This window comes from Streptomyces sp. NPDC050528, assembly GCF_044457795.1.
GTDB lineage: Bacteria > Actinomycetota > Actinomycetes > Streptomycetales > Streptomycetaceae > Streptomyces.
The window spans coordinates 484325-511323 of the sequence record NZ_JBITHH010000005.1 but is presented as its reverse complement, the minus strand read 5'-3'; the positions used below and the strand labels follow the sequence as shown (position 1 = coordinate 511323).

26 protein-coding genes, 3 pseudogenes and 1 riboswitch are annotated in these 26999 nt (G+C 70.0%); of the genes and pseudogenes, 17 read left to right on the top strand and 12 right to left on the bottom strand.

The features are described 5' to 3' along the window. Positions 1–18: 18 nt before the first annotated feature. The gene (gene otsB / locus ACIBK4_RS20570; RefSeq protein ID WP_398996171.1) at positions 19–882 is read left to right on the top strand and encodes a trehalose-phosphatase; all 864 of its coding nucleotides are present in this window, start codon (positions 19–21) and stop codon (positions 880–882) included. Here otsB and ACIBK4_RS20565 read toward each other — a convergent pair. Both ACIBK4_RS20565 and ACIBK4_RS20560 read right to left on the bottom strand, forming a co-directional pair. Then, positions 870–2291: a trehalose-6-phosphate synthase gene (locus tag ACIBK4_RS20565; protein WP_398996170.1), complete on the bottom strand. Its 1422-nt coding sequence runs from the start codon at positions 2289–2291 to the stop codon at positions 870–872. The two genes, otsB and ACIBK4_RS20565, sit on opposite strands and share 13 nt — an antisense overlap. A gap of 105 nt (positions 2292–2396) precedes the next feature. Next, positions 2397–3341, bottom strand: coding sequence for a glucosyl-3-phosphoglycerate synthase (locus ACIBK4_RS20560; protein ID WP_318017079.1), 945 nt, complete (start codon positions 3339–3341; stop codon positions 2397–2399). Positions 3342–3531: 190 nt separating this feature from the next. Continuing rightward, a riboswitch (SAM riboswitch) is annotated at positions 3532–3678 on the top strand. A 17-nt stretch (positions 3679–3695) separates the two neighbouring features. Here ACIBK4_RS20560 and thrC point away from each other — a divergent pair. From thrC to ACIBK4_RS20530, 6 genes are all read left to right on the top strand, one after another. Then, complete coding sequence (gene thrC, locus ACIBK4_RS20555) at positions 3696–5000, top strand: threonine synthase (RefSeq protein ID WP_398996169.1); 1305 nt, start codon at positions 3696–3698, stop codon at positions 4998–5000. A gap of 85 nt (positions 5001–5085) precedes the next feature. Next, the gene (locus tag ACIBK4_RS20550) at positions 5086–5361 is read left to right on the top strand and encodes a MoaD/ThiS family protein (protein ID WP_398996168.1); all 276 of its coding nucleotides are present in this window, start codon (positions 5086–5088) and stop codon (positions 5359–5361) included. 431 nt (positions 5362–5792) lie between these two features. Continuing rightward, entirely contained in the window at positions 5793–5999 is a 207-nt protein-coding gene (locus ACIBK4_RS20545) for a cold-shock protein (protein WP_007493268.1), read from the top strand. Positions 6000–6351: 352 nt separating this feature from the next. Beyond that, the gene (groL, locus tag ACIBK4_RS20540) at positions 6352–7980 is read left to right on the top strand and encodes a chaperonin GroEL (RefSeq protein WP_033281228.1); all 1629 of its coding nucleotides are present in this window, start codon (positions 6352–6354) and stop codon (positions 7978–7980) included. A gap of 210 nt (positions 7981–8190) precedes the next feature. After that, a complete protein-coding gene (locus ACIBK4_RS20535) occupies positions 8191–9321 on the top strand; it encodes an NADH:flavin oxidoreductase (protein WP_398996167.1) in 1131 nt (376 codons plus the stop codon). A 266-nt stretch (positions 9322–9587) separates the two neighbouring features. Next, the gene (locus ACIBK4_RS20530; protein WP_398996166.1) at positions 9588–10487 is read left to right on the top strand and encodes a metallophosphoesterase family protein; all 900 of its coding nucleotides are present in this window, start codon (positions 9588–9590) and stop codon (positions 10485–10487) included. On the opposite strand, the gene ACIBK4_RS20525 is transcribed toward ACIBK4_RS20530, so the two are convergent. The 3 genes from ACIBK4_RS20525 to ACIBK4_RS20515 are packed head-to-tail and all read right to left on the bottom strand — an operon-like array spanning position 10484 to position 12183. After that, positions 10484–10867, bottom strand: coding sequence for a hypothetical protein (locus tag ACIBK4_RS20525; protein ID WP_398996165.1), 384 nt, complete (start codon positions 10865–10867; stop codon positions 10484–10486). The genes ACIBK4_RS20530 and ACIBK4_RS20525 overlap by 4 nt on opposite strands. Before the next feature lie 31 nt (positions 10868–10898). Further along, the gene (locus ACIBK4_RS20520; RefSeq protein ID WP_366433566.1) at positions 10899–11465 is read right to left on the bottom strand and encodes a hypothetical protein; all 567 of its coding nucleotides are present in this window, start codon (positions 11463–11465) and stop codon (positions 10899–10901) included. Between the two features lie 52 nt (positions 11466–11517). Next, on the bottom strand, positions 11518–12183 hold the full coding sequence (locus ACIBK4_RS20515) for an SCO4225 family membrane protein (protein ID WP_398996164.1): 666 nt from the start codon (positions 12181–12183) through the stop codon (positions 11518–11520). A 219-nt stretch (positions 12184–12402) separates the two neighbouring features. Here ACIBK4_RS20515 and ACIBK4_RS20510 point away from each other — a divergent pair, with 219 nt between their 5' ends. Continuing rightward, a complete protein-coding gene (locus ACIBK4_RS20510; RefSeq protein WP_398996163.1) occupies positions 12403–13074 on the top strand; it encodes a class I SAM-dependent methyltransferase in 672 nt (223 codons plus the stop codon). A gap of 50 nt (positions 13075–13124) precedes the next feature. Here the strand turns inward: ACIBK4_RS20510 and ACIBK4_RS20505 are convergent, their stop codons facing one another. Continuing rightward, a complete protein-coding gene (locus ACIBK4_RS20505) occupies positions 13125–13637 on the bottom strand; it encodes an RICIN domain-containing protein (protein ID WP_398996162.1) in 513 nt (170 codons plus the stop codon). 341 nt (positions 13638–13978) lie between these two features. Between ACIBK4_RS20505 and ACIBK4_RS20500 the strand changes: the two genes are divergently transcribed. Then, entirely contained in the window at positions 13979–15514 is a 1536-nt protein-coding gene (locus ACIBK4_RS20500; protein WP_398996448.1) for a subtype B tannase, read from the top strand. 66 nt (positions 15515–15580) lie between these two features. Here ACIBK4_RS20500 and ACIBK4_RS20495 read toward each other — a convergent pair. Continuing rightward, positions 15581–15757 (bottom strand): annotated as a pseudogene (locus ACIBK4_RS20495) (hypothetical protein); the annotation flags it as partial. Next, entirely contained in the window at positions 15721–16227 is a 507-nt protein-coding gene (locus ACIBK4_RS20490) for an AraC family transcriptional regulator ligand-binding domain-containing protein (protein WP_398996161.1), read from the bottom strand. The pseudogene ACIBK4_RS20495 and the gene ACIBK4_RS20490, both read right to left, overlap by 37 nt. A gap of 84 nt (positions 16228–16311) precedes the next feature. Between ACIBK4_RS20490 and ACIBK4_RS20485 the strand changes: the two are divergent. The 3 genes and pseudogenes from ACIBK4_RS20485 to ACIBK4_RS20475 form a co-directional block, all read left to right on the top strand. Then, a pseudogene (locus ACIBK4_RS20485) lies at positions 16312–16458 on the top strand (acyl-CoA dehydrogenase); the annotation flags it as partial. Positions 16459–16610: 152 nt separating this feature from the next. Next, positions 16611–16751 (top strand): annotated as a pseudogene (locus tag ACIBK4_RS20480) (hypothetical protein); the annotation flags it as partial. A 61-nt stretch (positions 16752–16812) separates the two neighbouring features. Further along, on the top strand, positions 16813–17112 hold the full coding sequence (locus ACIBK4_RS20475; RefSeq protein WP_398996160.1) for an acyl-CoA dehydrogenase family protein: 300 nt from the start codon (positions 16813–16815) through the stop codon (positions 17110–17112). On the opposite strand, the gene ACIBK4_RS20470 is transcribed toward ACIBK4_RS20475, so the two are convergent. The 3 genes from ACIBK4_RS20470 to ACIBK4_RS20460 all read right to left on the bottom strand — a co-directional run bounded on the left by ACIBK4_RS20470 (position 17090) and on the right by ACIBK4_RS20460 (position 20562). Further along, entirely contained in the window at positions 17090–18514 is a 1425-nt protein-coding gene (locus tag ACIBK4_RS20470) for a PTS transporter subunit EIIC (protein ID WP_398996159.1), read from the bottom strand. The two genes, ACIBK4_RS20475 and ACIBK4_RS20470, sit on opposite strands and share 23 nt — an antisense overlap. A 16-nt stretch (positions 18515–18530) precedes the next feature. Further along, the gene (gene murQ, locus ACIBK4_RS20465) at positions 18531–19466 is read right to left on the bottom strand and encodes an N-acetylmuramic acid 6-phosphate etherase (RefSeq protein WP_398996158.1); all 936 of its coding nucleotides are present in this window, start codon (positions 19464–19466) and stop codon (positions 18531–18533) included. A 184-nt stretch (positions 19467–19650) separates the two neighbouring features. Then, entirely contained in the window at positions 19651–20562 is a 912-nt protein-coding gene (locus tag ACIBK4_RS20460; protein WP_366433560.1) for a MurR/RpiR family transcriptional regulator, read from the bottom strand. A gap of 55 nt (positions 20563–20617) precedes the next feature. Here ACIBK4_RS20460 and ACIBK4_RS20455 point away from each other — a divergent pair, with 55 nt between their 5' ends. Next, positions 20618–20992 (top strand): hypothetical protein, encoded by a 375-nt coding sequence (locus ACIBK4_RS20455; protein WP_398996157.1) that lies wholly within the window; start codon positions 20618–20620, stop codon positions 20990–20992. Further along, complete coding sequence (locus ACIBK4_RS20450) at positions 20989–21255, top strand: DUF4031 domain-containing protein (RefSeq protein ID WP_398996156.1); 267 nt, start codon at positions 20989–20991, stop codon at positions 21253–21255. The genes ACIBK4_RS20455 and ACIBK4_RS20450 overlap by 4 nt, the downstream gene beginning before the upstream one ends. Before the next feature lie 49 nt (positions 21256–21304). Here the strand turns inward: ACIBK4_RS20450 and ACIBK4_RS20445 are convergent, their stop codons facing one another. Then, positions 21305–22348: a GNAT family N-acetyltransferase gene (locus tag ACIBK4_RS20445; RefSeq protein WP_398996446.1), complete on the bottom strand. Its 1044-nt coding sequence runs from the start codon at positions 22346–22348 to the stop codon at positions 21305–21307. Positions 22349–22877: 529 nt separating this feature from the next. Between ACIBK4_RS20445 and ACIBK4_RS20440 the strand changes: the two genes are divergently transcribed. The 3 genes from ACIBK4_RS20440 (at position 22878) to ACIBK4_RS20430 (ending at position 26503) form a co-directional block, all read left to right on the top strand. Continuing rightward, complete coding sequence (locus tag ACIBK4_RS20440) at positions 22878–23981, top strand: SagB/ThcOx family dehydrogenase (RefSeq protein ID WP_398996155.1); 1104 nt, start codon at positions 22878–22880, stop codon at positions 23979–23981. 105 nt (positions 23982–24086) lie between these two features. Continuing rightward, the gene (locus tag ACIBK4_RS20435) at positions 24087–25133 is read left to right on the top strand and encodes a SagB/ThcOx family dehydrogenase (protein ID WP_398996154.1); all 1047 of its coding nucleotides are present in this window, start codon (positions 24087–24089) and stop codon (positions 25131–25133) included. Continuing rightward, complete coding sequence (locus ACIBK4_RS20430; RefSeq protein WP_398996153.1) at positions 25130–26503, top strand: MATE family efflux transporter; 1374 nt, start codon at positions 25130–25132, stop codon at positions 26501–26503. The genes ACIBK4_RS20435 and ACIBK4_RS20430 overlap by 4 nt, the downstream gene beginning before the upstream one ends. Positions 26504–26999 lie beyond the last annotated feature (496 nt).

The window sequence follows — 26999 nt, the reverse complement described above, 5'->3', positions numbered from 1 at the left end:
CCGGATAGGGTCGTTGACATGGGCAGCCCTCAGGATTCCACCAATTCCCTGCACCCACTGCCGACCCCCGTCACCCGCGCCGGACGCGAGGCTCTGGAGGCCATCCTCGCCAAACCGGCCGCCGCGGTGATCGGCCTCGACTTCGACGGCACACTCGCCCCGATCGTCCCGGACCCCGAGCAGGCCCGCGCCCACCCCGGCGCGGTACCGGCGCTCGCCGCCCTCGCCCCGAAGGTCGCCTCCGTCGCCGTGATCACCGGCCGCCCGGCCGGCGTGGCGGTCCGCAACGGCGGCTTCGCGGGCGTCCCCGGCCTGGAGCACCTGGTCGTCCTCGGCCACTACGGCACGGAACGCTGGGACGCGGTGACCAGCACGGTCAGCGCCCCCGCCCCGCACCCCGGCGTCGCGGCGGTCCGCGCCGAACTCCCCGGCTTCCTGGACGCGATCGGCGCTTGGCAGGGCACCTGGATCGAGGAGAAGGGCCGCGCCCTCGCGGTCCACACCCGCCGGGCGACCGACCCCCAGGCCGCCTTCGAGGCCCTCCGCGCCCCCCTCACCGACCTCGCCACCCGCAACGGCCTGATCGTCGAACCCGGCCGCATGGTCCTGGAGTTGAGGCCGCCCGGCATGGACAAGGGCGTAGCGCTCACCGAGTACCTCCGCGAAACCGGCGCCGAGTCCGTCCTCTACGCCGGCGACGACCTCGGCGACCTCCCCGCGTTCGCCGCCGTCGAGAAACTCCGCTCGGACGGCGTCCCGGGCCTGCTCGTGTGCAGCGGCAGCGACGAGGTCACGGAGTTGCGGGAACGCGCGGACCTGGTGGTGGACGGCGCGGCAGGGGTCGTAGAACTGCTGTCGGCGCTCGCGGCTCAACTCGCCTGATCGCGCAGCGCGTTGAGCTGCTCCAGGAACCACTGGGCCGGGGGGAGGGCCGTGGCCGCCGCCGTCAGTCGCTTCGTCCGCTCGGCCCGTTCCCCGGTCGACATGGTCAACGCCTCGTGGAGGGCGGTGGCCGTGCCGATCACGTCGTACGGGTTGACCGCGATCGCGTCCTCGCCCAACTCCTCGTAGGCGCCCGCCTCCCGGGACAGGACCAGCGCGCAGCCCTCGTCGGAGACGACCGGGACCTCCTTGGCCACGAGGTTCATGCCGTCGCGGATCGGGTTCACCAGGGCTACGTCGGCCAGGCGGTACGCGGCCAGGGAGCGGGCGAAGTCGTCCTTGACGTGCAGGACCACCGGGGTCCAACCGGGCGTCCCGTACTGGGAGTTGATCCCGTCGGCGACCCGTTGCACCTCGGCCGTGTAGTCGCGGTAGACGGCGAGGTCCTGCCGGGACGGGTAGGCGAAGGCCACATGGACGACTTTCTCCAGCAACTCCGGGTGGTCGTCGAGGAGTTGGCGGTACGCCAGGAGTCCGCGCACGATGTTCTTGGAGAGTTCGGTGCGGTCGACGCGGACGATGGTCCTGCGGCCCTCGCCGATCTCCTCCCGGAGCGCCACGATCCGCTCCTCCACGTCCGGCTCGTGCGAGCGGGCGCGCAGGAACTCGGCGTCGGCGCCCAGGCCGTGGACGCCGATCCGCGTGTCCCCCGGGCCGCCGGTGAACTCCGTACAACAGGCCGTGAACGCGTCCGCCCAGCGGTGGGTGAGGAAGCCGAGGCGGTCCGCGCCGAGCATGCCTGTCAGCAGTTGCTCGCGGATGTCGTCCGGCAGCATCCGGAAGTAGTCCGCCGGCGCCCACGGCGTGTGCGAGAAGTGCCCGATGCGCAGGTCGGGGCGGAGCTCGCGCAGCATCCCGGGCACGAGGCACAGGTGGTAGTCCTGCACGATCGCGACGGCGCCCTCGGCCGCCTCCTCCGCCAGCGCCTCCGCGAACGCCCGGTTGTACGTCTCGTACGACGCCCACTGACGCCGGAACTCCGCGTCGAAGACCGGCTCCAGCGGGGTCTGGTACAGCATGTGGTGGACGAACCACAGCACGGAGTTGGCGATGCCGTTGTACGCGTCGGTGTGCACGTCCGCCGGGATGTCGAGCATCCGTACGCCGTCCTCGCCGACCCCGCGCCGCACCGCCTCGCGGTCGCCGTCGGAGAGCGCCGAGCACACCCACAGCGCGTCGGCGTCAGGACCGATGGCCGACAGCCCGGACACCAGCCCGCCGCCACCGCGCTTGGCGCGCAGCGAACCGTCGTCGCCCACCTCGTACGAGACGGGACCGCGATTGGACGCGACGAGCACCTGAGCAGCACCGCGAGGGGGCGTGGAAGCCGTAGAAGCCGTGGAAGCCATACGCCACAACCTAGCCCGGGCCGGAAACGCTCAAACGTACGGACGGCCGTCGGCGGACTGTAGGAGTCCGTATACGACCGTCCGTGAGCGTCTGTAACTGTGCGGTTATGCGACCTTGCGTGACTGATATTCGGTGATGTCCGCCATCGGCGGGCGTTCCTCCGTGTCCACGGAGTACGTGCGCGGCTCGAAGCCGTCCGGACCCCGTTCGAACTGGGTGAGGGACGGGCGGATCAGGTGGCCGCGGGCCAGCCGCAGCTGGGCCGTGCGGTAGATCTGCGCGGCCATCCGGCCCAGCGCCTGGCCGTCCTGGTGGCGGTGCTTGCGCACACCGACGTCGACCTGGGCGAGGGCGTCGAGGCCCACCAGGTGCAACGCGTCGACCAGCATGCCCAGTTCGACGCCGTAGCCGACCGGGAAGGGGAGCTGCTCCAGCAGCGAGCGGCGGGCCGCGTACTCGCCGCCGAGCGGCTGCACGAAACCGGCCAGCTGCGGCCAGTGCATGTTCAGCAGCGGGCGGGCCATCAGCTCGGTGACCCGGCCGCCCTGTCCGGCCGCGCCGCCGAGCGGGCGGTCGTACATCGCCTTGACGAGGTCGACGCCGGGGTCGGTGAGCAGCGGGCCCACGATCCCGGTGACGAAGTCGGAGGAGAACTCCTTCAGGTCCGCGTCGACGAACGCGACGATGTCACCGCTCGTCACCAGCAGCGAGCGCCACAGCACCTCGCCCTTGCCGGGCACGGCGGGGATGCGGGGCAGGATGTCGTCCCGGTGCACGACCCGGGCGCCCGCCGCGGCGGCCACCTCGGAGGTGCGGTCGGTGGACCCCGAGTCGACGACGACGATCTCGTCGACGAGCGGGACCTGCTGCATGAGGTCGTGACGGATGATCGCGACGATCTCGCCGACCGTCGCTTCCTCGTTGAGCGCGGGCAGCACGACGGACACCGACTGGCCCGTGCGGTGCTTCGCGGCCAGGATCTTGTGGAGCGGCCGGTCGGTCATGGACCAGGAGCGGGTGCTCAGCCAGTGCTCGACTTCCTTCAGCACGTTGCGCGGCTCCTCTGCGTTCTCTCGGCGAGAGGTGATCACACAGAGTGTGTGATCCATCTCGCGGTTCGGACGGCTCACTCAACTGTCCTGGCCTTCGGTTACAGTCTTGAACAACGCTGATGACCATCGCATGTCGGGGGCCGTCAACGCTCACGCAAGTGACACAACCGCATACACAACTGAACACCGCTCATCCAGAGGGGCAGAGGGATACGGCCCGATGAAGCCCCGGCAACCCTCCAGCCGGTCTTGTCACGTTGACGTGGTGAGGCTCCCGGCTCGGGAAGGTGCCAAATCCGTCTCACGGCGAGATGCGTCGTGAGGAAGATGAGGAGAAAGGGCCTCCCCTCCATGGCTGCGCAGACTGTCGCAAGCACCACGAACTCCGCGAACACCGCCAACTCCGTAGACCTCGGCCCCGCCGCCGCGCTCTCGTGCCGCGAGTGCGGCCACCGCGTCCCGCTCGGTCCGGTCTTCGCCTGCGAGGAGTGTTTCGGCCCGCTGGAGATCGCCTACGACTTCTCGGCCTACGACACCGAAGAGCTCCGCAAGCGCATCGAAGCGGGCCCCGCGAACATCTGGCGTTACGCGCCCCTGCTGCCCGTCCCCGCCGACGTGGCCGACAAGCCGAACATCAACCCCGGCTGGACCAAGCTCGTCCAGGCCGACAACCTCGCCCGCGAACTGGGCGTCGACGCGGGCAAGCTGTTCGTCAAGGACGACTCCGGCAACCCGACGCACTCCTTCAAGGACCGCGTCGTGGCGCAGGCCATCGAAGCGGCCCGCGCGTTCGACTTCACCACCCTCTCCTGCTCCTCCACCGGCAACCTCGCGGGCGCCGTCGGCGCCGCCGCCGCGCGGGCCGGCTTCCGCTCCTGCGTGTTCATCCCGCACGACCTGGAGCAGGGCAAGGTCGTCATGGCCGCGATCTACGGCGGCGAGCTCGTCGGCATCGAGGGCAACTACGACGACGTGAACCGTTTCTGCTCCGAGCTGATCGGCGACCCGGCGGGCGAGGGCTGGGGGTTCGTCAACGTCAACCTCCGGCCGTACTACGCGGAGGGCTCCAAGACCCTCGCGTACGAGATCTGCGAGCAGCTGGGGTGGAAGCTTCCGGACCAGCTCGTGGTGCCCATCGCCTCCGGGTCGCAGCTCACGAAGATCGACAAGGGCTTGCAGGAGCTGATCAAGCTCGGGCTCGTCGAGGACAAGCCGTACAAGATCTTCGGCGCGCAGGCGGAAGGGTGTTCGCCGGTTTCCGTCGCCTACAAGGCGGGGCATGACGTCGTACGGCCGCAGAAGCCGAACACGATCGCGAAGTCGCTGGCGATCGGGAACCCGGCGGACGGGCCGTATGTCCTGGACATTGCCCGGCGTACGGGTGGGGCGGTCGAGGACGTCAACGACGAGCAGGTTGTTGACGCGATCAAGTTGCTGGCTCGGACCGAGGGGATCTTTGCGGAGACCGCGGGTGGGGTGACCGTTGGTGTGGCGAAGAAGCTGATCGAGAACGGGCTGCTGGATCCGACGCTGGTCACTGTCGTGCTGAACACCGGGGACGGTCTGAAGACGTTGGATGCGGTGGCCGGTACCGGGCTCACCGCGACGATCCGGCCGAGTCTTGAGTCGTTCAGGGAAGCCGGGCTTGCGTCGTAGCGTCGTTTTTTGGCTGCGGGCCCGTGGGGGCTGGTCGCGCAGTTCCCCGCGCCCCTAGGGCAATCATCTGACCGGAGGTTTCATCGTGAGCGTTAGTGTCCGCATCCCTACCATTCTCCGCACCTACACCGGCGGGCAGGCTGAAGTTACCGCCGAAGGTGCCACCCTCGCCGAGGTCATCACCGACCTTGAGAAGAACCACGCCGGGATCTCCGCCCGCGTCCTGGACGATCAGGGCAAGCTGCGGCGGTTCGTCAACGTGTACGTGAACGATGACGACGTGCGGTTCGAGCAGGGGCTGGAGACGGCCACTCCGGACGGGGCCGGGGTGTCGATCATTCCGGCCGTCGCCGGCGGCTGATAATTACCCTCGGTAACGCCGATTACCAAGAGTTCATCGAATTGCCCCCTCCGTGAGAGAAGCGGAGGGGGCAATTCTGCATGGTTGAGCGGGGTACAGTTGGGGAACGCGCTCCACTCCGCATGCCGGACGCATATGAGTACCGGCTCCGCGTGCGATGAGAAGCAGCCAAAGTGTGCATTCCTTTTGCGCGTTATGTTCCCTTTATGGGGCCCGACTTGCCCTGAAGTCGGACGAATTCTCCGTATATTCCCGACCGGTCCTGCCCGGAATTCTCGTCGGATTGACCTGTTGCAGACGGCAGTTGGACGGATACATTCGGCCGCGGTCGACGCGTTCCGGCGCACGCCCCCAATCCTGTGGGGGGTGAGGTCTGACCCGGATCCGCGAAGTGCGGGTCCGTGCAAGGGCCAGTAATAGGGGAGTTAGGCATGGCTCAGGGCACCGTCAAATGGTTCAACGCGGAGAAGGGGTACGGCTTCATCGCGGTCGACGGTGGTGCGGATGTTTTCGTCCACTACAGCGCGATTCAGATGGACGGCTACCGCACCCTGGAAGAGGGTCAGCGGGTCGATTTCGAGATCTCGCAGGGTCAGAAGGGGCCGCAGGCGGACATGGTCCGGCTCGCGACCGGCTGAAGCACGCGCCGACGAACAGCAGCGACGTTCTTCGTTCCTCACCGAAGGGCTCGTACTCCTGGGGGGTCACCTCCTGGGGTACGGGCCCTTCGGCATGCCCGGAGCGGCGGCCGGGGTGGGGGCCGTCAAGAGGGCCGGGGTGGGTGCCAGAACCTGGGAGCCGCTTGCACTCGACCATGCCGAGTGCTAATCATTGGCGTTAGCACTCTGAAGGTGAGAGTGATAACGAAGGATCGGGTCGGTGAGGCCCGCAGGCCAGGTGGCGCAAGGAGCCACGGGGCAGGCGAGCCGTCCGTCGCGGGCGCCAGCGCGGTCCGGAGCAATCCACCCCAGTCCGGGAGGACCACTTCACATGGCCAAGATCATCGCGTTCGACGAGGAGGCGCGGCGAGGCCTTGAGCGCGGCATGAACCAGCTCGCCGACGCCGTCAAGGTCACCCTCGGCCCCAAGGGCCGCAACGTCGTCCTTGAGAAGAAGTGGGGCGCCCCCACGATCACCAACGATGGTGTCTCCATCGCCAAGGAGATCGAGCTGGAGGACCCGTACGAGAAGATCGGCGCCGAGCTGGTCAAGGAAGTCGCCAAGAAGACGGACGACGTCGCCGGCGACGGTACGACCACCGCGACCGTGCTCGCCCAGGCCCTTGTCAAGGAAGGCCTGCGCAACGTAGCCGCGGGCGCCAACCCGATGGCCCTCAAGCGCGGTATCGAGAAGGCCGTCGAGGCCGTCTCCGGTGCCCTCCTTGAGCAGGCCAAGGACGTGGAGACCAAGGAGCAGATCGCTTCTACGGCCTCCATCTCCGCCGCCGACACCCAGATCGGCGAGCTCATCGCCGAGGCGATGGACAAGGTCGGCAAGGAAGGCGTCATCACCGTCGAGGAGTCCCAGACCTTCGGTCTGGAGCTGGAGCTCACCGAGGGTATGCGCTTCGACAAGGGCTACATCTCGGCGTACTTCGCCACCGACATGGAGCGTATGGAGGCCGTCCTCGACGACCCGTACATCCTGATCGCCAACTCGAAGATCGCCAACGTCAAGGACCTGCTCCCGCTCCTGGAGAAGGTCATGCAGTCGGGCAAGCCGCTGCTGATCATCGCCGAGGACGTCGAGGGCGAGGCCCTGTCCACGCTGGTCGTCAACAAGATCCGCGGCACCTTCAAGTCCGTCGCCGTCAAGGCTCCGGGCTTCGGTGACCGTCGCAAGGCCATGCTCGGCGACATCGCCATCCTCACGGGCGGCGAGGTCATCTCCGAGGAGGTCGGCCTCAAGCTGGAGAACGCGACCGTGGATCTCCTCGGCCGCGCCCGCAAGGTCGTCATCACCAAGGACGAGACGACGATCGTCGACGGCTCGGGCTCGGCGGACCAGGTTGCCGGTCGCGTCAACCAGATCCGCGCCGAGATCGAGAACAGCGACTCGGACTACGACCGCGAGAAGCTCCAGGAGCGCCTCGCCAAGCTCGCCGGCGGCGTCGCCGTCATCAAGGCGGGCGCGGCCACCGAGGTCGAGCTCAAGGAGCGCAAGCACCGCATCGAGGACGCCGTTCGCAACGCGAAGGCGGCCGTCGAGGAGGGCATCGTCGCCGGTGGCGGCGTCGCGCTCATCCAGGCGGGCCACGTCTTCGAGAAGCTCGAGCTCGAAGGTGACGAGGCCACGGGTGCCGCGATCGTGAAGCTGGCCCTGGAGGCCCCGCTGAAGCAGATCGCCGTCAACGGTGGTCTCGAAGGCGGAGTCGTCGTCGAGAAGGTCCGCAACCTGCCCATCGGTCACGGCCTCAACGCCGCGTCCGGTGAGTACGTGGACATGATCGCCGAGGGCATCATCGACCCGGCGAAGGTCACGCGCTCTGCCCTGCAGAACGCCGCGTCCATCGCCGCGCTCTTCCTCACCACCGAGGCCGTCATCGCCGACAAGCCCGAGAAGGCCGGTGCCGGCGCGGGCGCCGGTGGCGGCATGCCGGGCGGTGACATGGACTTCTGATCGACCTCTGGTTGATCAACGGTCTTACCGAGGGCGGCACTTCCTGTTCCGGCAGGGGGTGCCGCCCTCGGGCGTTTCCGGGGTCTGCGTGTCCGGGATCACAGGCCGAGGTGCCGGGCGGTCGGAATGAGGGGCTTGGCCGGGTGGTTGTTGTTGACGCATGATCGATGCATACGCACATACCGTCCGGTACCCGAGGAGCCCCCACACGTGTCTACGACCGCCCCCGCATCCCGAGCGGCCGAAGTCCTCGCCCGCCCGATCACCCTCAACGGCCTGACCGTCCCGAACCGGATCGTCATGGCGCCGATGACCCGGCAGTTCTCGCCGGGTGGCATCCCCGGTGAGGACGTGGTGTCGTACTACGCCCGCCGGGCCGCCGCAGGTGTCGGTCTCATCGTCACCGAGGGGACCTACGTCGGTCATGAGTCGGCCGGGCAGAGTGACGACATCCCGCGCTTCCACGGCGCGGAGCAGCTCGCGGGCTGGGCGAAGGTCGCCGAGGGCGTGCACGCGGCGGGCGGGACGATCGTGCCGCAGCTGTGGCACATCGGCATGGTCCGCGAGCAGGGCCAGCCGCCGTACGCGGACGCCCCCGCGGTCGGCCCGTCCGGGCTGCGCATCGGCAGCGACGAGGTCACCGGCAAGGCGATGACGCAGCGGGACCTGGACGACGTCATCGGCGCGTTCGCCGAGGCGGCGGCCGCGGCCGAGCGGATCGGCTTCGACGGCGTCGAACTCCACGGCGCGCACGGCTACCTCCTCGACCAGTTCCTGTACGCGGGCACCAACCGCCGTACGGACTCCTACGGCGGTGACGCGGTCGCCCGTACGAAGTTCGCGGCGGAGATCGTGGCGGCGGTCCGCGAGACCGTGTCCCCCGAGTTCCCGATCATCTTCCGTTACTCGCAGTGGAAGCAGGACGTCTACGGCGCCCGTCTCGCCGAGACCCCGGAGGAGCTGGAGTCGATCCTGACCCCGCTCGCGGCGGCGGGAGTTGACGTCTTCCACGCGTCCACCCGGCGTTACTGGCTCCCCGAGTTCGAGGAGACCGGCTCCGACCTCAACCTCGCCGGCTGGACCAAGAAGCTCACCGGCAAGCAGACCATCACGGTCGGCTCGGTCGGCCTCGACGGCGACTTCCTCAAGGGGTTCCGGGGTGAGGGCGCGCCGGTCAAGGGCATCGACGACCTCCTCGACAGCCTGGAGCGGGACGAGTTCGACATGGTGGCTGTGGGGCGGGCGCTGCTCCAGGACCCGGAGTGGGCGGCGAAGGTGCTTGCCGGGCGGGTGGAGGAGCTGGCTCCTTATGACGCGGCGGCGCTGCGCTCGCTGAGCTGACCTTTGGGTGCGGGTCGGTGGGGGTGACCGTCCCTGGGGGCTGCGCCCCCAGACCCCCATCGGCCCTGAAGGGGCCTCGTCCTCAAACGCCGGACGGGCTGAATTTTGCCGGCCTGCGCTGGAAGGTGACGGGCGGGCTGGTACCGGCCTGCGCTGGAAATTGACGGGCGGGCCGGATGGCGTCGGCCTGTGTTTCGAGTTGTGGGCCGGGGTCTCGAGCCCTGTCCCCTGTCCGCCGACCCCAACTCCGGCTAGCGTTCGCGCACATGAGGATCCTGCACCTGTCCGACGCCCACCTGGAGCGCACCGACGCCCCCAACCGGCACGGGTTCAGCGCGACGGACTCCCTGCGGCTGATGCTTGCCGAGTTGCGGCATCAGCGTGGGGTGGACGCGATCGTCGTCACCGGGGATCTCGCCAATGACGGGGCGGTGGAGGCGTACGCGGCCGTGCGGGAGTTGGTGGGTGGGTTCGCGCGGTCGGTGGGTGGGGTGCCGGTTTTCTATACGACCGGGAACCATGACGAGCGGGAGGCGTTCGGGAAGGTGCTCGGGAGCGGGCACCTGGCCGCCGACGGCACGGATCGGGTCGTGTCCGCCGTGTTTCCCGCGGAGTTCGGGTGCGCGGCCGTGAGTGACGTGGGCGGGTACCGGTTCATCACGCTCGACTCGCTGGTGCCGGGGAAGGTGTACGGGCGGCTGAGCGGGGCCCAACTGGACTGGCTGAAGGAGGAGTTGAGCACGCCGTTCGGGAACGGGACCGTCCTCGCCTTCCATCATCCGCCGATCGCCCTCGACGTACCGACCCAACAGGCCTTCGGGCTGCGGAATCCCGGGGAGCTGGCGGACGCGATCCGGGGGAGTGACGTACGGGTCGTCCTCACCGGGCACTTCCACGTCCAGCTCTTCGGCTTTCTGGAGGCGACGCCGGTGTGGGTCACGCCCGGTGTCGTCAACCGGATCGACCTGACCACCGCGCCCGGTACGGAGCGGGCGGTGCGGGGGGCTTCCGCCTCGCGGGTCGAACTGGGCGGAGAGAGCGGGCCGTTGTTCCACACCTTCCACGCGAGGGATCCTCGGGCGCACGAGACCGTGTACCAACTGGACGCGGAGCAGACCCGGTTGGTCGTAGAAAGAGAACGGGAGCGGGAACAGGCCGACGGCTAGCGGGACTTGAACCACGCGACCGAGACGATCAGGGCCGCGCCGAGCACCGCGCCCGCGAACTCACCGGCCGCGTGGAAGGCCAGGTCGGAGCGGTCGGTCACGGCCCAGTCCCGGCCGGCGTAGAGCCGTATGCCCGTCACCTGTTCCTCGGCGTACTCGAAGCCCAGACCCGCTATCTCCCCGCGCCCGCGCTGTCCGCCGGGCAGGCCCCAGGCGCCCGTGCACCGGTCGTTCGACTCGCAGTGGACGTACCCTTCCGTGATCGTCCAGTCGCCGTCGACGAACCGGTGGACGTTCCGCGCGGCGAACCACAACGGCAGCGCGAGCGCGCACAGGCACACGGCCAGCACCGCCCGCTGCCACCACCTGAGCCCGCTCACCACATCGGCACTCCAAGCCAACGGGCCCACGTCAGAGGTTCCCCAGCGGCTCGATGTCCACGTGCACCGGCGTGCCCCACACCCGCAGCACCTCGTAGTCCGTGAACTCGTGGACGAGGCGGTACGCCATCGCCGGACGGGAGCCCCGGCGCGCGGCGTTGATGTACAGCTCGGCCTCGTGGCGGTCGCGGCGCGGGGTGCCGCAGAGCTGCCAGGCCTGGCCGTTCCACAGTTCGGGGAGCCAGCGCTGCTGGGCCTGCGGGCGGTCCTCGCGGACGCCGTAGCGGGAGGGTGTGGTGTCGGTGGGCCGGGGGGCGGCCGGGCCGTTGAACTCGGAGCGGCGGGCCGACCGGCGGCGGGTCTCGCAGAGGAGGCAGAGGTCGGGGGCGCTCTCGTCGACCGGGCCGTTCGGGTGCTCCGGGCAACGGGTGGTCGGCGCGGCGCCGCTGACGCTGTCGTCCAGCAGGTCCAGGGCGCGCTTGAGATCGGCCTTGACCTCGTGGAGCTTGCCGTCGGGGGTGTCGGACGTGAGCGCCTCGCCGTGCTCGCCGAGGAGACGGAGGGCGCGGCCTAGGGCGGTCTGCTGGGCGTGGTTCATGGTTCTTTCGACCATAGTCGAGCGCGCCGCGGTCCGGTGGTCCTGGTGGGGGTCAGGTGGCCGGGTGTGCCTCCGGTGCCCGGAGCCGGTGGGCGAGGTGGCCGAGCAGGACGGCGTTGGCCAGCCCGCACAGGGCCGTGGCGGCGGCGAAGGCCAGCGGGTTCGACGTCGGCAGGAGGAAGGCGAGGAAGCCGGCCGGTGCCGTGGCCATCAGCGGCCAGATCGCGGCGAATGCCGGGTCCGTCAGGACGTGGTCGGCGCAGAGGAAGAACACCAGCGAGGTCGCGACCACGGCGAGGTAGGCCCGCGCGGGCCAGTTGTCCACGGCGGGGGCGAGCAGGGTGCGCAGGCGGGCGCGGGTGCGGGCGTAGGGGCGGGCGCCGGCGCGGGTGGGAGGTGCCGTGGTGGTCGTCGGCGTGGATCTCTTCGCGAGGGCGCCGAGTACGGCGGCGTTCACGAGGGCGCAGAGCAGGAGCCATACCGTCCACGAGCCGAACGCCAGCGCCTGGAGCGGCCCCTCGGTGCCGGGGCCGAAGGGCAGGACCACGCTCAGGAGGGAGAGCGGCGCCGTGAGGACCAACGGGCCTGCGGCGACGGGGCTTTCCGGGGCGACGAACATCGCCGCGACGGAGACGCCCACGACGGTCAGGTAGGTCCGCGCCGGCCAGTTGTCCGTGGCGAGGGCGAGGAGTCGGCGCGGGCGGGAGGTCTGCGGCATCGAGGAGTCGTCCTTCGCGTCGGTCGGACCGGGTCGGTGATGACAACGGTGGACCGGGGGGCGCGTCCGGACATGAGTACCGGTACTCAGCAGCGGGGGAGAAGGGGCTCACCTCTCGCACGGCTCGTTCAACCGGCCGAACCGTGAGGCGCGCCTGCCCCGAGCTCACCTGCCCGAGCTCACCCGCCCCGAGCTCGCCGGCCGTGGTCGACTGGGCCCATGGCCGTGATCCCGTCCCGAGTCCTCCGCGCCCTGGAGGCCTTCAACTCCGCCCACCCCTGGAGCCACAACGCCCACTACCACCCTTGGCTGCTACGGCAGTTGCCCCGCGGGTTCGGGCGAGCCCTGGACGTGGGTTGTGGGAGCGGTGACCTGGTGCGGCTGCTGGCCGCGAGGAGCGCGGGTGGTGTGGAGGGGGTCGACTCCGATCCCGAAATCATCGCCAGGGCAAGGGAGTTGACCCCACCCGGCGTCCCCGCGGCCTTCGCCGTCGCCGACGCCCGGGCCGGAATCCCCGCCGGCCCCTACGACGTCATCACCTGCGTCGCCGCCCTCCACCACCTCCCGCTCACCGAGACGCTCACCCGCTTCCGCACCCAACTCGCCCCGGGCGGAACCCTCGTGGTCGTCGGCTGCGCCCGCGAGGCCGGCTTCGTCGACCATCTCCTCGCCGCCCTCTCGATCCCCCTGAACCTCGCCATGGGCCTGCTCAAGAACCGGGGCCGTAGAGCCGAGTCCCGCCCGGTGTCCATGACCGCCGTCACCCGGGCGCCGGAGCTGACCTTCGCGGAGGTGCGCCGGGAAACCATGCGTGTCCTGCCGGGTGTGCGGACGCGGCGGCGGTTGTTCTGGCGGTACACGCTGGTGTGGCGGGGGCGCCCCGGCCGGTGAGGGAGGGCCGGCCCCCGTTGGTCAGGAGCCGGACCCCGAGGCTCTGTCGGTTACTGCAGATGCCAGCGGTCGTACAGGTCGGTGGGGTCGCAGGACGTGGTCTGGATGGTGGTGCCGTTGGCGACGCTGGGCGTGGTCATGCAGTACCCGCTCGACGCGTTCTGCCAGACGTCGTACCAACCCGAGGGCGGGCCAAGGGGGTTGTCCGCGAAGAAGACGCGCCACTGCTGGTTGGTCGCGGCCGCGTTGCAGAATCCCATGATGACCGTGCCCGGCCCGGAGGAGGGCGCGGTGATGCACAGGCCCGTGTTCTGGTTGGTGAAGGTGACCAGGTCGGACTGGGTGCTGAAACCTTCGAGCCACTTCTGCTGGATGTTGCCGCTGCACGAATACATCTGGATCTTGGCGGCGTTCTCGGTGGCGTTGTCGAGACAGTGAGTGGAGTTCCAGATGTTGATCGGGGTGAAGCCCACGGCCTGTGCGGGTGATCCGCCCGCCCAGGCCAGGGCCAGTACTGCCAGCATCGCGGTGACGAGCGCGGCCAGTCTGCGTCGTGTGGACATGGTTCTTCTCCGTCCCTCGTGCGTGGTGATTCCGGTTTCCCGTGCGTGCCGGGAAGCCTTGTGGCCCCGGTAAGCGGTTGTCGTGCGCTGTTCCGCTCAACGGAACGGACATGAACACGCCAAAGTTGCGGACGGTTTTGCGGGCGATTGACGGGGTTTGCAGAGGCGATGTACAGGTCGGCCGGTTGGCCGGTTCGCCGCACTGTCACCGGGGACTCACAGGAACCCTTCAGGAACGGTTGCTGCACTGCCGTCTGCTGTCCGAACGAGCCGCGAACACACGCCACGGCACACCGAACGCACCACGACAGGAGACCGCAGTGAAACGCAGAACAGTCGTCATGGGGATCGGTGCGGCCGCCGCCGCGATACCCGCGGTCGGGTTAACCGGAACCGGCACCGCGCGCGCCGCCACCCCCAACTCCGTTGCCGCCGCGGCCGATTCGCTCGTCTTCGACCCCACGGCCTACACCGAGTTGACCATCGACATCACCGACACGGCCGGCACCACGCACACCGTCGTCTACCACTTCTACAAGGTCGCCTCCTACGTGGCGAACCCGGTCGACGCGACCTACCAGTCCCTCAACGTCAGCGTCCCGGTCACCATCGACGGTACGGCCGTGGACACGACCGACGCCCCGATCCTGTTCGCCAACTCCATCGGCGGCTACATGCCGTCCTCCGTGGCGGACGCCACCGGCATCGGCAGCGGGATGGGCGGAGGGCCGGGCGGCCCCGGCGGCCCGCCGCCCGCCGTCGACGCGACCCCCGCAGGCCGGCAGCAACTCGCCCTCGCCGCAGGCTTCGTGGTCGTCGAACCGGGCGCACGCGGCCGGTCCCTGGTCGACGCCGACGGGGTGCTGTACGGCACCGCTCCCGCCGCCATCGTCGACCTCAAGGCCGCCGTACGGTATGTGAAGTTCAACAAGGGCCGTATCCCCGGCAACGTCGAACGCATCGTCTCCGCGGGCACCAGTGCGGGTGGCGCGCTGTCCGCCCTCCTCGGCGCGTCCGGCGACAGTCCGGTCTACGGCCCCTACCTCGCGGCCCTCGGTGCGGCCGACGCCTCCGACGCGATCCACGCCACCGGTGCCTGGTGCCCGATCACCGACCTGGAGCACGCCGACATGGCGTACGAGTGGAACTGGGGCGCCAACGCGCTGAGTTCGGGCTCGCTCGTCGACCGGACGGTGTCGAAGGACCTCAGTACCGCCTACGGCTCCTACCTCGCGTCGCTGCGGCTCTCGGCCCGCGACTTCGGTCCGCTGACCGACCGCAACCTCGACGCGTACCTGGTGAGGACGCACCTGGAACCGTCCGCCACGAAGTACCTCGCGGCCCTGTCCGACGCCGACCGTACGACGTATCTCGCCGCGAACACCTTCATCACCTGGGACGGGAGCAAGGCCACCTTCACCTGGGCCGACTTCCTGGTCCACGTCGGCGCGCGCAAGAAGGACGCCCCGGCGTTCGACGCGTTCGACCTGTCCGCCGGTGAGAACAACGAGTTCGGCGCGGGGACCGTGGCCAACCGGCACTTCACGCTCTACAGCCTCCGGCACGAGGAGGGCCCGAGCGCCCGCCTCGACGCCGACATCCCCGAGAAGCTGCACCTGATGAACCCGATGTTCTTCCTCGCCGACAACGTCAACGGCCGCCGCTCCAAGCACTGGTGGATCCGCCTCGGCACGAAGGACAGCGACACCGCCCTCACCGTCGCGAGCAACCTCGGGGCCCGCCTGACGAACCTCGGCGACGACGTCGACACCTCGTACTACTGGGACGCCGGGCACGGCGCGGACGAGGACCCGGGCGACTTCGTCACGTGGATCGCCGCGGTCTCCGGCCATCCGGGGGGCCAGGCCAAGAAGTAGGCCGACCGGTTCCCTTGCCGTCGGGCCTCCGCCGCCGCGGGCCCGACAATACTGCTGATACGCCGCTCATCCGCCGGTGAGCGCGGGCGCCAGCTCCCGCCACGGCTCGGCCGGCACCTCGAACGGCGACTCCATCAGGACCTGTAGCGCGTGGGGTGGGGCCGGGTGGCTGAACTCGACCCGGGTGAGGGCGATCCGGCGCCGGATCAGCCGGCCCGCGAAACGGTGGGCGACGACGGTGGCGGACTCGGCGAGGTAGTGGTCGAGGTCGTCGAAGCCGGAGAGGTCGAAGACGAGCGCCGCCGCCTACTGCCCAATTCGCCTGCCCCCTCCTCCAGTTGGAAGCGGGAACCGCCGGGGAAGAGGCCGTAGAAGGTGCTGCTGCGGTTGATCGCGGTGCGGAGGTCGGGGCTGCAGTGCACCACCGCGTGACACATCATCGCGAAGGTGCCCACCTTGAGGGGGTGCGGCCCGAGGCCCTGCAACTCGTCGTCGAGGGCCTGCCAGACGGCCTGGGTGAGCCGGGCGAACTGCTGCGGCGAGACCCGGGCGAGCGGGACGTCGAGCAACTCCGTTGGAATGGACGCCACTTCGAGGAGCGAGGCGATGTCCACGCCGTGCCGCCGGGCTCCGCGCAGGGCGGCCCGTACGTGGTGGATGGCGACCGAGCGGGTGGGCGCGCCGTACGCCTCGCTCTCCAGAGGTGCGGACATGGCCGCCGATCGTACGGGACACGGAGGTCTGGGCGCGCGAGGGGATCGTAGGAAAGGACGTCTGGCGGCTCGCGGGCGCGGAACCTGCTCTGCCCGTGGGCCGATCCCGCCTACGGCGGTCTGGGGCTGGCCGATCTGCGGTACGAGCAGATCGCGATCGAGGAGCTGGCGGACGCGGGGGAGTCGGGGTTCGCGGTGCCGTTGCACTCGGGCGTCGTCACCCCCTACCTGGCCGCTTTCGGCACCGAGGACCAGAAGATCCGGCATCTCACCCGCGCGGTCTCCGGCGAGGCGCTGGTCGCCATCGCGATCACCGAGCCCGGGACCGGTTCGGACGTGGCCGCCCTTCGTACGCACGCGGTGCGCTCCCCGGGCGGGGACGGGTGGCTGCTCAACGGGCCAAGACGTTCATCTCCAGTGGCCTCAACGCCGACCTCGTCATCGTCGCCGCTCGCACCGGAGAGGGGCATGCGATCGGGCTGTTCCTGGTGGCCGCCGACGCGCCCGGCTTCACCCGGGGCCCCAAGCTCGACAAGCTCGGGCTGCGGACCTGGGACACCGCCGAGTTGTTCTTCGACGACGTCCATGTCCCGGACGCCGATGTGTTGGGCGGCCCGGGTCAGTTCCGCGCAGGCCTTCGTCGACGCCTGCGTCCTCGCCCACAACCAGGGCGCCCTCACCGCCGACCAGGCGGCCGAGGCGAAGCTCGTCGCCACGGAGTTGCAGGGCCAGGTGGTCGATGACTGCATGCAGATGTTCGGCGGCTCCGGCTATCTGTGGGAGTCGCCGATCTGCCGCCGGTACGCCGACGCGCGGGTCCAGCGGATCTGCGGCGGGACGTCCGAGATCATGAAGGAGGTCATCAGCCGCGCGATGCATCGGTGACCAACTCACCTCTGTCCCGGGCGACTTGGTCCCGGTCCCGGTGGGGGAAGCCGAAGGCGTAGGTCGCCAGGAAGCCGACCAGGTAACCGGTGAGCAGGCCTCCCGCGTAGATCGCCGCGGTCAGGAGCAGGGAGCGGTTCCCCGCCAGCAACGGGAACAGCGCCCACCCCGACGGCCCGATCGCCGTCGCCCCCACCTTGTCGCCCAGCATCGCGAAGAACCCGACGAACGCCCCGCCCGCCGCCCCGCCCGCACAGGCGGTCAGGAACGGTCGGCCGAGGGGGAGCGAGACGCCGTAGATGAGCGGTTCGCCGACCCCCAACAACCCTGCGGGGAGCGCCGACTTGATGGTCGTGCGGATCGAAGTGTCGTGGCGCAGGCGGAAGTAGACGGCGACGGCCGCGCCGACCTGGCCCGCGCCCGCCATCGCCAGGATGGGCAACAGGACGGTGTAGCCCTGCTGTTCGATGAGGGTGGTGTGGATGGGGATGAGGGCCTGGTGCAGGCCGAGCATCACCAGGGGGAGGAAGAGGCCGCCGAGGATCAGGCCCGCGAAGGGGCCGGTGGTGGAGAGGAGCCAGTTCGCGGCGGTGCCGATCGCGGTGGAGATCTCGCCGGCCGCGTACATGAGGCCGTAGAGCGTCGCGAGGCCTGCGATCAGGACGGTCAGGGTGGGGGTGAGCAGGACGTCGAGGGTCGCGGGGACCCAGGTGCGGCACCACTTTTCGACGTACGTGCCGAGGACCGCGGCGGCGAGTGCGCCGAGCACGCCGCCCTGGCCGGGGGAGAGGGCGATCCCGAAGGCGGTCACTTTGGCGACCCCGGGATACACCACGACCGCCGCCACCGCTCCGCCCAGCACCGGTGTCCCACCGAACTCCTGTGCCGTGTTGTAACCGACGAAGACCGCGATGAGGGTGAGAAACGCGGAGGGGATGACGGCGAGGGTGCCCGTGAGTCCCGGGAGCCAACCCATGGTGATCAGCAGCCCGTTGAGGCCTGCCAGGACTCCGCAGCCGATGAGGGCGGGGATGAGGGGGACGAAGATGTTGGCGATGCGGCGGAGGAGGAGCTTGCCGGGGGTGGAGTTGCGGGTGCGCTGTGCTTCCTTCAACTCGGCCCCGCGAGCGGCCAGTTCGCCAGCGCTGCCCACCAACTTCTCGAATTCCGGGGTCACTTTGGCCACCACCCCCGGCCCCAGCACGATCTGATACGTGTCGTCGTCCACCACCCCGAGCACGCCGGGCAGCGCCCGCAGCGCCTCCTCGTCCACCAGCGAACGGTCGGCCAGGCCGAGCCGGAGGCGGGTCATGCAGTGGGCGACGGAGGTGACGTTCGCGGGGCCGCCGACGAGGGGGAGGAGGGCGGCGGCGGTGGCGGTGGGCGAGGGCGAGGTGTTCACCCTCCGAGCGTGCTGGTCAGTCGGCCGCCGCGGTCAGCGCCGCGCGCAGTCGGCCGCCGGACTCCTCCAGAAGGCGGGCGGCCGTCGGGCCGTCGACCCCGGCGAGGATCACGAGGATCGCGTTCTTCACCTCGCCGTCGGTGGCGGCGAGGGCGCGTTCGATCTCCTTGTCGTCCGCGCCGGTCGCCAGCGCGACGATGCGCCGGGAACGGGCGCGCAGCTTCTCGTTCGACGCGCGTACGTCGACCATGAGGTTTCCGTACGTCTTCCCCAGCCGGATCATCGTGATCGTCGACAGCATGTTGAGCACCAGCTTCTGTGCCGTGCCCGCCTTCAACCTCGTTGATCCGGTGAGGAGTTCGGGGCCTACGACGACTTCGATGCCGTGCGCTGCCGCGGCGGCGAGGGCGCTGTGCTCGTTGCAGGACAGGCCGATGGTCAAGGCGCCCTTGCTGCGGGCGTGTTCTACGGCTGCGATCGCGTAGGGGGTGCGGCCGGAGGCGGAGATGCCGACCACTGTGTCGTTGGCGGTGAGCGCGAGCGCGTCGAGGTCCGCTTCCGCCAACTCCCTTGAGTCTTCGGCGCCTTCGATCGACGTGACGAGGGCGTCCGGGCCGCCGGCGATCAGGCCGACTACCTGGGTCGGGTCCGTGTTGAAGGTCGGTGGGCATTCGGATGCGTCCAGTACGCCCAGCCGTCCGGCGGTTCCCGCGCCCATGTAGATGAGCCTTCCGCCGCGTCCCATCCGGTCGGCTACGGCGTCGATCGCGGCGGAGATTTCGGGGAGGCGGTGGGCTACCGCTGCGGCGACCGTGGCGTCCTCGGTGTTCATGAGGCGGGCGATGTCGGGGGTGGGGAGTTGGTCGATGCCGGCGAGTTCTGGGCGGAAGGCTTCTGTGGTGAGTGACTCCAACTCGGTGCGGAGGTCACGGGGGTTGGACGTTGAGGTCATTTGAGAAGCGGCTCTTTCCGTTTGTTCTTTGACCGCGGGCCGGTGGGGGCTGGTCGCGCAGTTCCCCGCGCCCCTAAAAGCCTGGGTCCGCTGGTGTTTTTAGGGGCGCGGGGCTGCGTCTGTCTGCGGCTCCGCCGCGTGGGCGCGCTCAGCCCCCACCGGGCCCGCAGACAACCACGAACCGTCAGCGCCTATGCCTGTGCGCCAGCGCCTCATAAGACGCCGACAACGCGGGCGCAGCCTGCTCATACGTCCGTTGCGCCACCCCGATGAACAAACAGTCCACCACCAGCAACTGACTGGTCCGGGACGACATCGCGGCCGGCCGCAGCTCGCTCTCCCGAGCGGTGGACGTCGTGAGGATGTGATCGGCGTACTGCGTCACCGCCCCGTCGGGCCGCCCGGTGATCGCAACGGTCGTAGCCCCATGCTCAAAGGCCACCCGCAACGGCTCGATGACATCGCCGGTGGAGCCGGAGTGCGTGATCGCTATCGCCACATCCCCCGCCTTCAGCTGCACGGCGTTGGTGACGGCGAGGTGCGGGTCGCTGTGGGCGTGGGCTATGAGGCCTATGCGGAGCAGCTTCTGGGTCAGGTCCTGGGCGACGAGGCCGGACGCGCCGACGCCGTATATGTCGGTACGGCGGGCGGACGCGAGCGCGGTGACGGCCGCGCCGAGCTGGACGGTGTCGAGACCGGCCGCCGTGTCCGCCAGGGTCTGCTGCTCGTCGTAGGCGAGTTTCGCGACGACGTCGGCGATGGGGTCGTCGACGGCGATGTCGGTGGTGAGGGCGGGCGCGCGGCCGGACTGCTGCTGCGCGGCGAGCCCGGCGAGGGCGAGGCGCAGGTCGCGGTAGCCGGGGTAGCCGAGGATGCGGGCGGTACGGACGACCGTGGCCTCGCTGGTGCCGGTGAGTTCGGCGAGGCCGGTGACCGTGAGGGCCGCGCAGCCCGCCGGATCGGCGGCGACGGTCTCGGCGACGCGCTGCATGGAGCGGGTCATGGAGGGGGCGAGGGTGCGCACCTTGGCGGCCAGTGCGGCGGGTGGCGTACTCCCGGAGGCGCTTCCGAAAATTTCCTTCACGTCCTGGGTCACCTTTGAAAGATATTTTCGTGGCGGTGGTCCGGTCAAGAGTGCGCACAATGGGTGCATGGACCCCAGTAGTGATCCCATCAGCCCCCTGGAGCAGGCGCTGCACGCCGCCCGTGCCCTCGTGCTCGCCGACCTGGCCGCGCGCGAGGTCGTCGCGGCGGACGTGGTGTCCATGGTGGAGGAGTCCATCGTGGAGCGGCGGTGGTGGGTGGAGCAGTGGCCGGAGGGCGTGGCGTACGTCGCGGGGCTGGTCGCGCAGGACGTGCAGGACGCGCTGCTGGAGGCGTACGGCCGCTGGCCGCTCTGCCCGGTCTGCGCGGCCGGCGACCCGCACGCCCTGGAGGTCGAACCGGAACTCGGACCCGACCCGCACTGGGTCTGCCACCAGGCGGGCGTGAAGGTCGCGGCCGTGGGAAACCTGGGCTCCTTGTGACCGTGTACATCGACCCACCCACCTGGCCGGGGCACGGACGCCTCTGGTCCCACCTCGTGAGTGACGTCTCGTACGACGAACTCCACCTGTTCGCCGAGGAGTTGGGCGTACCCCGCCGGGCCTTCGAGCGCGATCACTACGACATCCCGTCGCATCGTTACGCGGACGCGGTGGCCGCCGGGGCGGTGGAGGTCAGGAGCCGGGAGGTGGTGCGGTTGCTGACGGAGGCGGGGTTGCGGAGGCCCAAGGGGCGGGAACGGTGAGGGAGTTGGCGGGGGCCGGCCGAACGGGCTTGCTCAGCAGCGCAGTTGATCAGCTCCCGAGTTCGTAGCCGAACTCCTCGTCCTCCTCGCTCACCTTCCTGAACCCGGCCCGCGTGACGACGGCCTGTGACGCGAGGTTGTCCCGTTCGATCGTCGCGAAGACCGTGCGTACGTCGTCGCGGGCCAGCGCCCACTCCGAGAGCGCGCGCAGCGCCTCCGTCGCGTAGCCCTGGCCGCGGGCGCCCGCCGCAAGGTCGTAGCCGACCTCCGCGCGGCCCTCCTCGTCGGGGACGCCGTGGAAGCCCAGGCCGCCGACCGCGCGGCCGTCCTCGCGGCGGACGAGGACGAACACGCCGAACTCCGGGCGGTGGACGCCCGATGCGTAGGCCTTCAGCAGGAAGGTCGCGGCCTCGCGGGTGCCCTCGTACGGGCCGCCCTCGATCCACTCGAACCCGCCGTCGCCACCGGCGACCAGGTCACCGGCGGCCCCGGGGGTGACGCCCTGGAGGGTGAGGCGGTCGGTGTCGTGGACGAGGTTGTTGTTCCACTTCCACTCGGTGACGGGGGCGCGGCCGGGGAGGTCGCCGCGGCCGGTCGCCCAGAGCAGGGTGCGCCACTGGTCGGCGCCGGGGCGGATGTGCGGGAAGATCCGGCCGAGGACGAACTCGGCGAGTTCCGGGGCGGGTTGATAGGTCAGGCCGAGGCCCTCGGCGATGTCGTGCGTGTGCAGCAGTACTTCGGCGGCGCCCATCGCGGCGAAGCCCTCGCGGTTCGCGCTGCGGAACGGGAACGGGTGGAACGCGCGTACCTCGCGGGGTGTGGTGCGAACAGCTGCGGAGAGCAGGGCGCCGGTCGTCCGAATCACGTCCAGGACACCGGAGTTGTCGGTGCCGTCGTCGAGGGTGATGTCGAAGGGGACGTAGGAGTGCTGCGGGCGCCCGGCCAACTGGCCCGCGTACGAGATGAGATCGCTGGCGATGTGCTCGGCGGTGGACCGGCAACTCCACTCCAGCCGCCCGGCCTTCGTCCCGTCCCAGTCCCGGTCCGTCGCCGCCCTCAGTACGGCGAGGCAGCTCGCGACGGCCTCTTCCAGCTGGTGTGCGCCTGTGTTCCCCATGCCGGGGAGCATAGGGGCCCGCGGCCGGGACCTCGTATTGATTAAAGCATTCACCAACGGCACATGACGGTGATTTGATCATTCACTCGGGCTGGCTTGGGGTTGGCCTGCCGGGTGGTACCGACAAATCGCACATAGCGGGTGATCCGTGTGCGTCCTCAATGGCTTCTGAAATGTAACCGACAGGTAGGAATGGAATCCCCTTTGCATTCCTCTCCGTTATTCCAGGGATGGAGAAAGGGGATGCTTGCCGAACTCCTCATTTCCGGGTGATCATTTCGTTGTCGCCGGGCAACCGGGGGCGGAAATGTAAATCACCGAAATCCAGGAGGTTCCCCATGGAGAACACCGTCGCCGCTCAGGACATCACCGTCGAGATCGAAGAGGTCGAGTCCTACGAGCCCATGCTCCTCCAGGGCCCGAACGTCGACTAATTCTGTGCCCGCTCCGGTGGCCCGGGGAATTCGCTTCCCCGGGCCGTCGGAGCCCCAGTCCAGGGGTGACCGTGTCTGTACAAGCGAGTGAGTCCGTACGAGCAAGTGAGTTCATCCGGCTGACGCCCCGACCGGGCGCGGTCGGCCAGTGGATCGCCGACGACCTGCTGACCAGGCGATCCTTCAAACTGGGAGCGCAGGAGGCGGCCGTACTCGTCCTCGCGAGCCGCCCGCTGGAACGGCGGCTGCTGGCCAAGGAGGCCGCCGCCGAACTCGGCGTGCCGCCCGAGCGGGCCGAGGCGGTCGTCGCCGCGATGGAGAAGGCCGGCCTCATCGTCGACGACGAATATCTCGACAGCCCGCGCTACACATGGGGTCGGGAATTGTTCCGCCGGTGGGAGGAAAAGGGCTGGCGTATGGCCGCCGAATATCACCTCGCCGCGCATGATTTCCCCGGGGTTGATTACAGCAAGGGAATTGCGGTCGACCGGGAGCGAATTCACCGGTATCGGGATGAGGAAATAGACGGCGACCGTTTCAAGGAGCCCGCGTCGGCGGAGCGTATTCCGCTGCCCGAACTCTCCCCGGAACTCGCCCCCATGCCCGTAGGCACGGACGCGGGCCGCACCCGCCACCTCGACCGCCCCGAACTCCTCACGATCGCGGCCCTCGCCCTCGGCATCGTGGAGACGACCCGAAGCCGCGCCCCCGGCTCCGCCGACTACCTGACCCGGACCAGCCCCTCCGGCGGCCGCCGCCATCCCACCGAGGGCTATCTCGCCGTCCTCGACGTCGACGGCGTCGAACCCGGCTGGTACCACGTGCACGGCGGCCTGCACGCGCTGGTCAAACTCCCGGTCCCGGCGCCGGACCCGACCTCCGAGGAGTTCCGCCGCGTCTTCCGGGCGAGCACCACCCGCCCCGCCTTCGACGTCCGCTGCCTCCTTGTCCTGACCTCCGTGTTCCGCCGCAACATGTGGCGCTATCGCGAACCCCGCACCTACCGCAGCATCCACATGGACGCCGGCCACATCGCCTCGACGGTGACCCAACTCGCCGAGGGCTTCGGCATCCCGGCCTTCCCCGCCTACGGCGACCTGGAGTCCGGGGTCGAGCGGATGATCGGCGTCGACGGACTGACGGAGGGCCTGATCGCAACGGTGGCCCTCGGCTGATACTCCTCACGCCTCTCACACCTTCGACTCCCTTGCCGTGCGGCCGAGTTGTCCCACGGCGAGTTGACTTCCGCCCCTGACGAAGGACTTGAAAGGAGCAGCCCCATGTCCGATCCGTCCGCTCTCCCGTCCATGCTGCGCATCGGCGGCGGGCTCAGTCCGCGGGACGGTGTGCATGTCCAGGACCTGGCCGGACGCCGTCGCGGGTACGTCGACCGGCGCACCCTGGCCCGTACGATCGCCGGGGGCGCCGCGCCGGACGGCTCCGGCGCCCTCGCCTCCTGGCTGGCCGCCGCCGAGGCCGCGCCCCAACCCGCCGAGGAACTGGTCGAGTTCTGGCACCGGCGGCGCTGGCGTCCCTCCCTCGAATATCACCTCCTCTCCCGCGATCTGCCGTACGCCGACTCGGGCCCCGACGCGGTGGACACCCGCCGCGAGGTGCTGTCCGGTTACGGCGGCGGTGCCCAACTCCCGCCCCGCATACGCCCGGAGGGCCGCCGCGTACCGTTGCCCGACCCGGTGCCGGGTGACAGCGACCGCAGCCTCGGGACCGCCCTGCTGACCCGGCGCTCGGTCCGCAGCTACCTCCCCCGGCCGACGCCGGGCGGCGCCCTCTCCGCCATCCTCCGCACCGGGCTCGCCACGGTCGCCGCCAACCAGCGCCGCACCGGCGAGGACGACCCCTGGGAACTGCTCCGCTCCTTCGGTACCGCCTTCGACTTCTACGTCCTGACGTACAACGTCGACGGCATCGACCCCGGCGCCTGGCACCTCGATCTCGCCCCCGCCGAACCGGAGTTGACCGAGATCCGCCCCGGTGACCTCCGGGGCGCCATGCGGCAGGTGTTCTACGGCTCGCCCTGGCCGCTGACCGCCGCGTTCACGCTGGTCATGGTCGCGGACTTCGAGCAGTACCAGTTCCGGTACCGGCACGAACGCGCCCTGCGCAACCTGTACATCGAGTCCGGGCACCTGGCGCAGCGGCTGTTGCTGCTCGCCGACACGCACGGGCTGGGCACGCTGGTCACCCCGGCGGTGCGGGACGGTCTGATCGAGGACCTGCTCGGCCTCGACCCCGTCCGTCAGGCGACCGTCTACACGCTGACCATGGGTCCCGATCCGCGGCACGGCACCCGGACACGGGTGAAATGAGCGCCGCACCGGACACGGTGGCGCCCGTCTCCCCGGGCGGCGGCGGCCGGCTACGCCAACAAGCCCGCCCGCTGCTGGAGTTGGCGCTGCCCGCCGTCCTCGCGACCACCGTGTCCCGGGCCGGTGACCTCATCAGCCTCGCGCTGACCGGGCACTACAGCTCGACGGCGCTGGCGGGGGTCGCCGGGGCGATCGTCGTCGTAGAACTGGCACTTGGGGTGTTGCTGGCCGGGGTGACGGGTTATCAGGTGCTGTGTGCGCGGTATCTGGGTGCGGGTGAACGGGGCGCTGCGGTACGGGCGTTGCATGCGTCGCTACGACCCGTGGGCGCGCTGGCGTTGCTGGCGGCCTTGGTGTTGGTCTTCGCCGCCCGTCCCCTGGTCGCGCTCACCGTGCACGATCCGGCGGCGGTCGCGGCCGGTGCGGCGTATCTCCGTGCCCGGGCCCTCAGCCTGCCGCTCGCCGTACTCTCCGCCCTCGGCACGATCACCCTCCAGGCGGCGAAACGAACCCGGCTCACCCTCCTCACCAACTGCGTTGCCATGCCCGTCAATCTGCTCATGAGCTGGGCCCTGATCTACGGCGTAGGCCCGTTCCCCGCGCTGGGCGCCGCCGGCAACGGCCTAGGAGTCACCCTCTCCCTGTTCTGCGCGGGCGCCCTCCAGGTGGTCCTACTGCGCCGAGCGGGCCTGTGGGACTGGCTGAGCACCTGGCGCGGAACGTCCTGGGACCGTCAATCAGCGCGCGAGAGCTGGGAGTTGGCGTGGCCGGCGATGGTGTCCATGGCGGTGGACTACCTGGCCTCCTTCGCCTTCTTCGCCGCGATAGGACTCCTGTCACTCACCGAACTGGCCGCCTCCCGTGTGGTGTTCCAGCTGGTCCTCCTGATCTTCATGCTGTCCAACTCGTTCTCGGCGGCGGCGGGTGTGCTCATGTCCCGGGCGGCGGGCGGGGGTTGTCCGGATGCGGTCCGCGTCCACTGGCGCACGAACCGCGTCCTCGTCACGGGTGCCCTGGCTCTTGCGGGGGGCGCGCTGGCGGTGGCCGTGCATCCGCTGCTGGGCCTGTTCACCGACGACCCGGCGCTCGTATCGGCCGGCGTCGGAGCGACCTTGCTGGTAGCCGCGAGCCTGCCCTTCGTCGCGGTGACCGTGAGCAACACGGCCGCGCTGCGCGCCCTGCGGAACACGCGGGCCGACATGGTCGCCAACGCGGTTGCGTCTTGGGCGGTTCAACTTCCGCTGGCCTGGGTGGCGGTGCGGGTTGGGTGGGGGCTGACGGGGGCGTTCGGTGGGGTGTTGGGGTACTGGGTGGTCCGGGCGATGGTCACGGAGTGGGCGGTACGGCGTCTGATGGGGGCGGGTGCGTGAGCGCGCCGATCCGTCGTGTCCGCCCAGGAACTCGGGGGTTCGCGTTCGAGGGGCGACTGCGGGTGCGTTGTGGCTGGTCGCGCAGTTCCCCGCGCCCCTGGGGGGGCTTCTGTTTCGGGGCGGCTGCGGGCAGTCCGTGGTTGCTCGCGCAGTTCCCCGCGCCCCTTCGAAACGCAGGCCCAGTCCCAGGGGCGCGATGAACGACGCACCCGCACCCTTCCGGATACGGAACCCCCACCCCCTAGGGGCGCGGGGAACGGCGCGAGCAACCACGACGCACCCGCACCCTTCCGGATACGGAACCCCCCCCCCCCCCAGGGGCGCGGGGAACGGCGCGAGCAACCACAGCGCACCCGCACCCTCCCCGATACGGAACCCCCACCCCCCCAGGGGCGCGGGGAACTGCGCGACCAGCCACACCCCACCCGCACCCGCCCCAAAACAGAACCCCCCATCACCCCCCAACCCCCCCAACCCCCCGTCCACAAGGAGCACA

Excerpts from the sequence above, each read along its gene's own strand:
- otsB (WP_398996171.1), top strand. The coding sequence starts at position 19 with ATGGGCAGCCCTCAGGATTCCACCAATTCCCTGCACCCACTGCCGACC.
- ACIBK4_RS20565 (WP_398996170.1), bottom strand. The coding sequence starts at position 2,291 with ATGGCTTCCACGGCTTCTACGGCTTCCACGCCCCCTCGCGGTGCTGCT.
- thrC (WP_398996169.1), top strand. The coding sequence starts at position 3,696 with ATGGCTGCGCAGACTGTCGCAAGCACCACGAACTCCGCGAACACCGCC.
- ACIBK4_RS20545 (WP_007493268.1), top strand. The coding sequence starts at position 5,793 with ATGGCTCAGGGCACCGTCAAATGGTTCAACGCGGAGAAGGGGTACGGC.
- groL (WP_033281228.1), top strand. The coding sequence starts at position 6,352 with ATGGCCAAGATCATCGCGTTCGACGAGGAGGCGCGGCGAGGCCTTGAG.
- ACIBK4_RS20530 (WP_398996166.1), top strand. The coding sequence starts at position 9,588 with ATGAGGATCCTGCACCTGTCCGACGCCCACCTGGAGCGCACCGACGCC.
- ACIBK4_RS20520 (WP_366433566.1), bottom strand. The coding sequence starts at position 11,465 with ATGAACCACGCCCAGCAGACCGCCCTAGGCCGCGCCCTCCGTCTCCTC.
- ACIBK4_RS20515 (WP_398996164.1), bottom strand. The coding sequence starts at position 12,183 with ATGCCGCAGACCTCCCGCCCGCGCCGACTCCTCGCCCTCGCCACGGAC.
- ACIBK4_RS20510 (WP_398996163.1), top strand. The coding sequence starts at position 12,403 with ATGGCCGTGATCCCGTCCCGAGTCCTCCGCGCCCTGGAGGCCTTCAAC.
- ACIBK4_RS20505 (WP_398996162.1), bottom strand. The coding sequence starts at position 13,637 with ATGTCCACACGACGCAGACTGGCCGCGCTCGTCACCGCGATGCTGGCA.
- ACIBK4_RS20500 (WP_398996448.1), top strand. The coding sequence starts at position 13,979 with ATGGGGATCGGTGCGGCCGCCGCCGCGATACCCGCGGTCGGGTTAACC.
- ACIBK4_RS20490 (WP_398996161.1), bottom strand. The coding sequence starts at position 16,227 with ATGTCCGCACCTCTGGAGAGCGAGGCGTACGGCGCGCCCACCCGCTCG.
- ACIBK4_RS20475 (WP_398996160.1), top strand. The coding sequence starts at position 16,813 with ATGTCCCGGACGCCGATGTGTTGGGCGGCCCGGGTCAGTTCCGCGCAG.
- murQ (WP_398996158.1), bottom strand. The coding sequence starts at position 19,466 with ATGACCTCAACGTCCAACCCCCGTGACCTCCGCACCGAGTTGGAGTCA.
- ACIBK4_RS20455 (WP_398996157.1), top strand. The coding sequence starts at position 20,618 with ATGGACCCCAGTAGTGATCCCATCAGCCCCCTGGAGCAGGCGCTGCAC.
- ACIBK4_RS20435 (WP_398996154.1), top strand. The coding sequence starts at position 24,087 with ATGTCCGATCCGTCCGCTCTCCCGTCCATGCTGCGCATCGGCGGCGGG.
- ACIBK4_RS20430 (WP_398996153.1), top strand. The coding sequence starts at position 25,130 with ATGAGCGCCGCACCGGACACGGTGGCGCCCGTCTCCCCGGGCGGCGGC.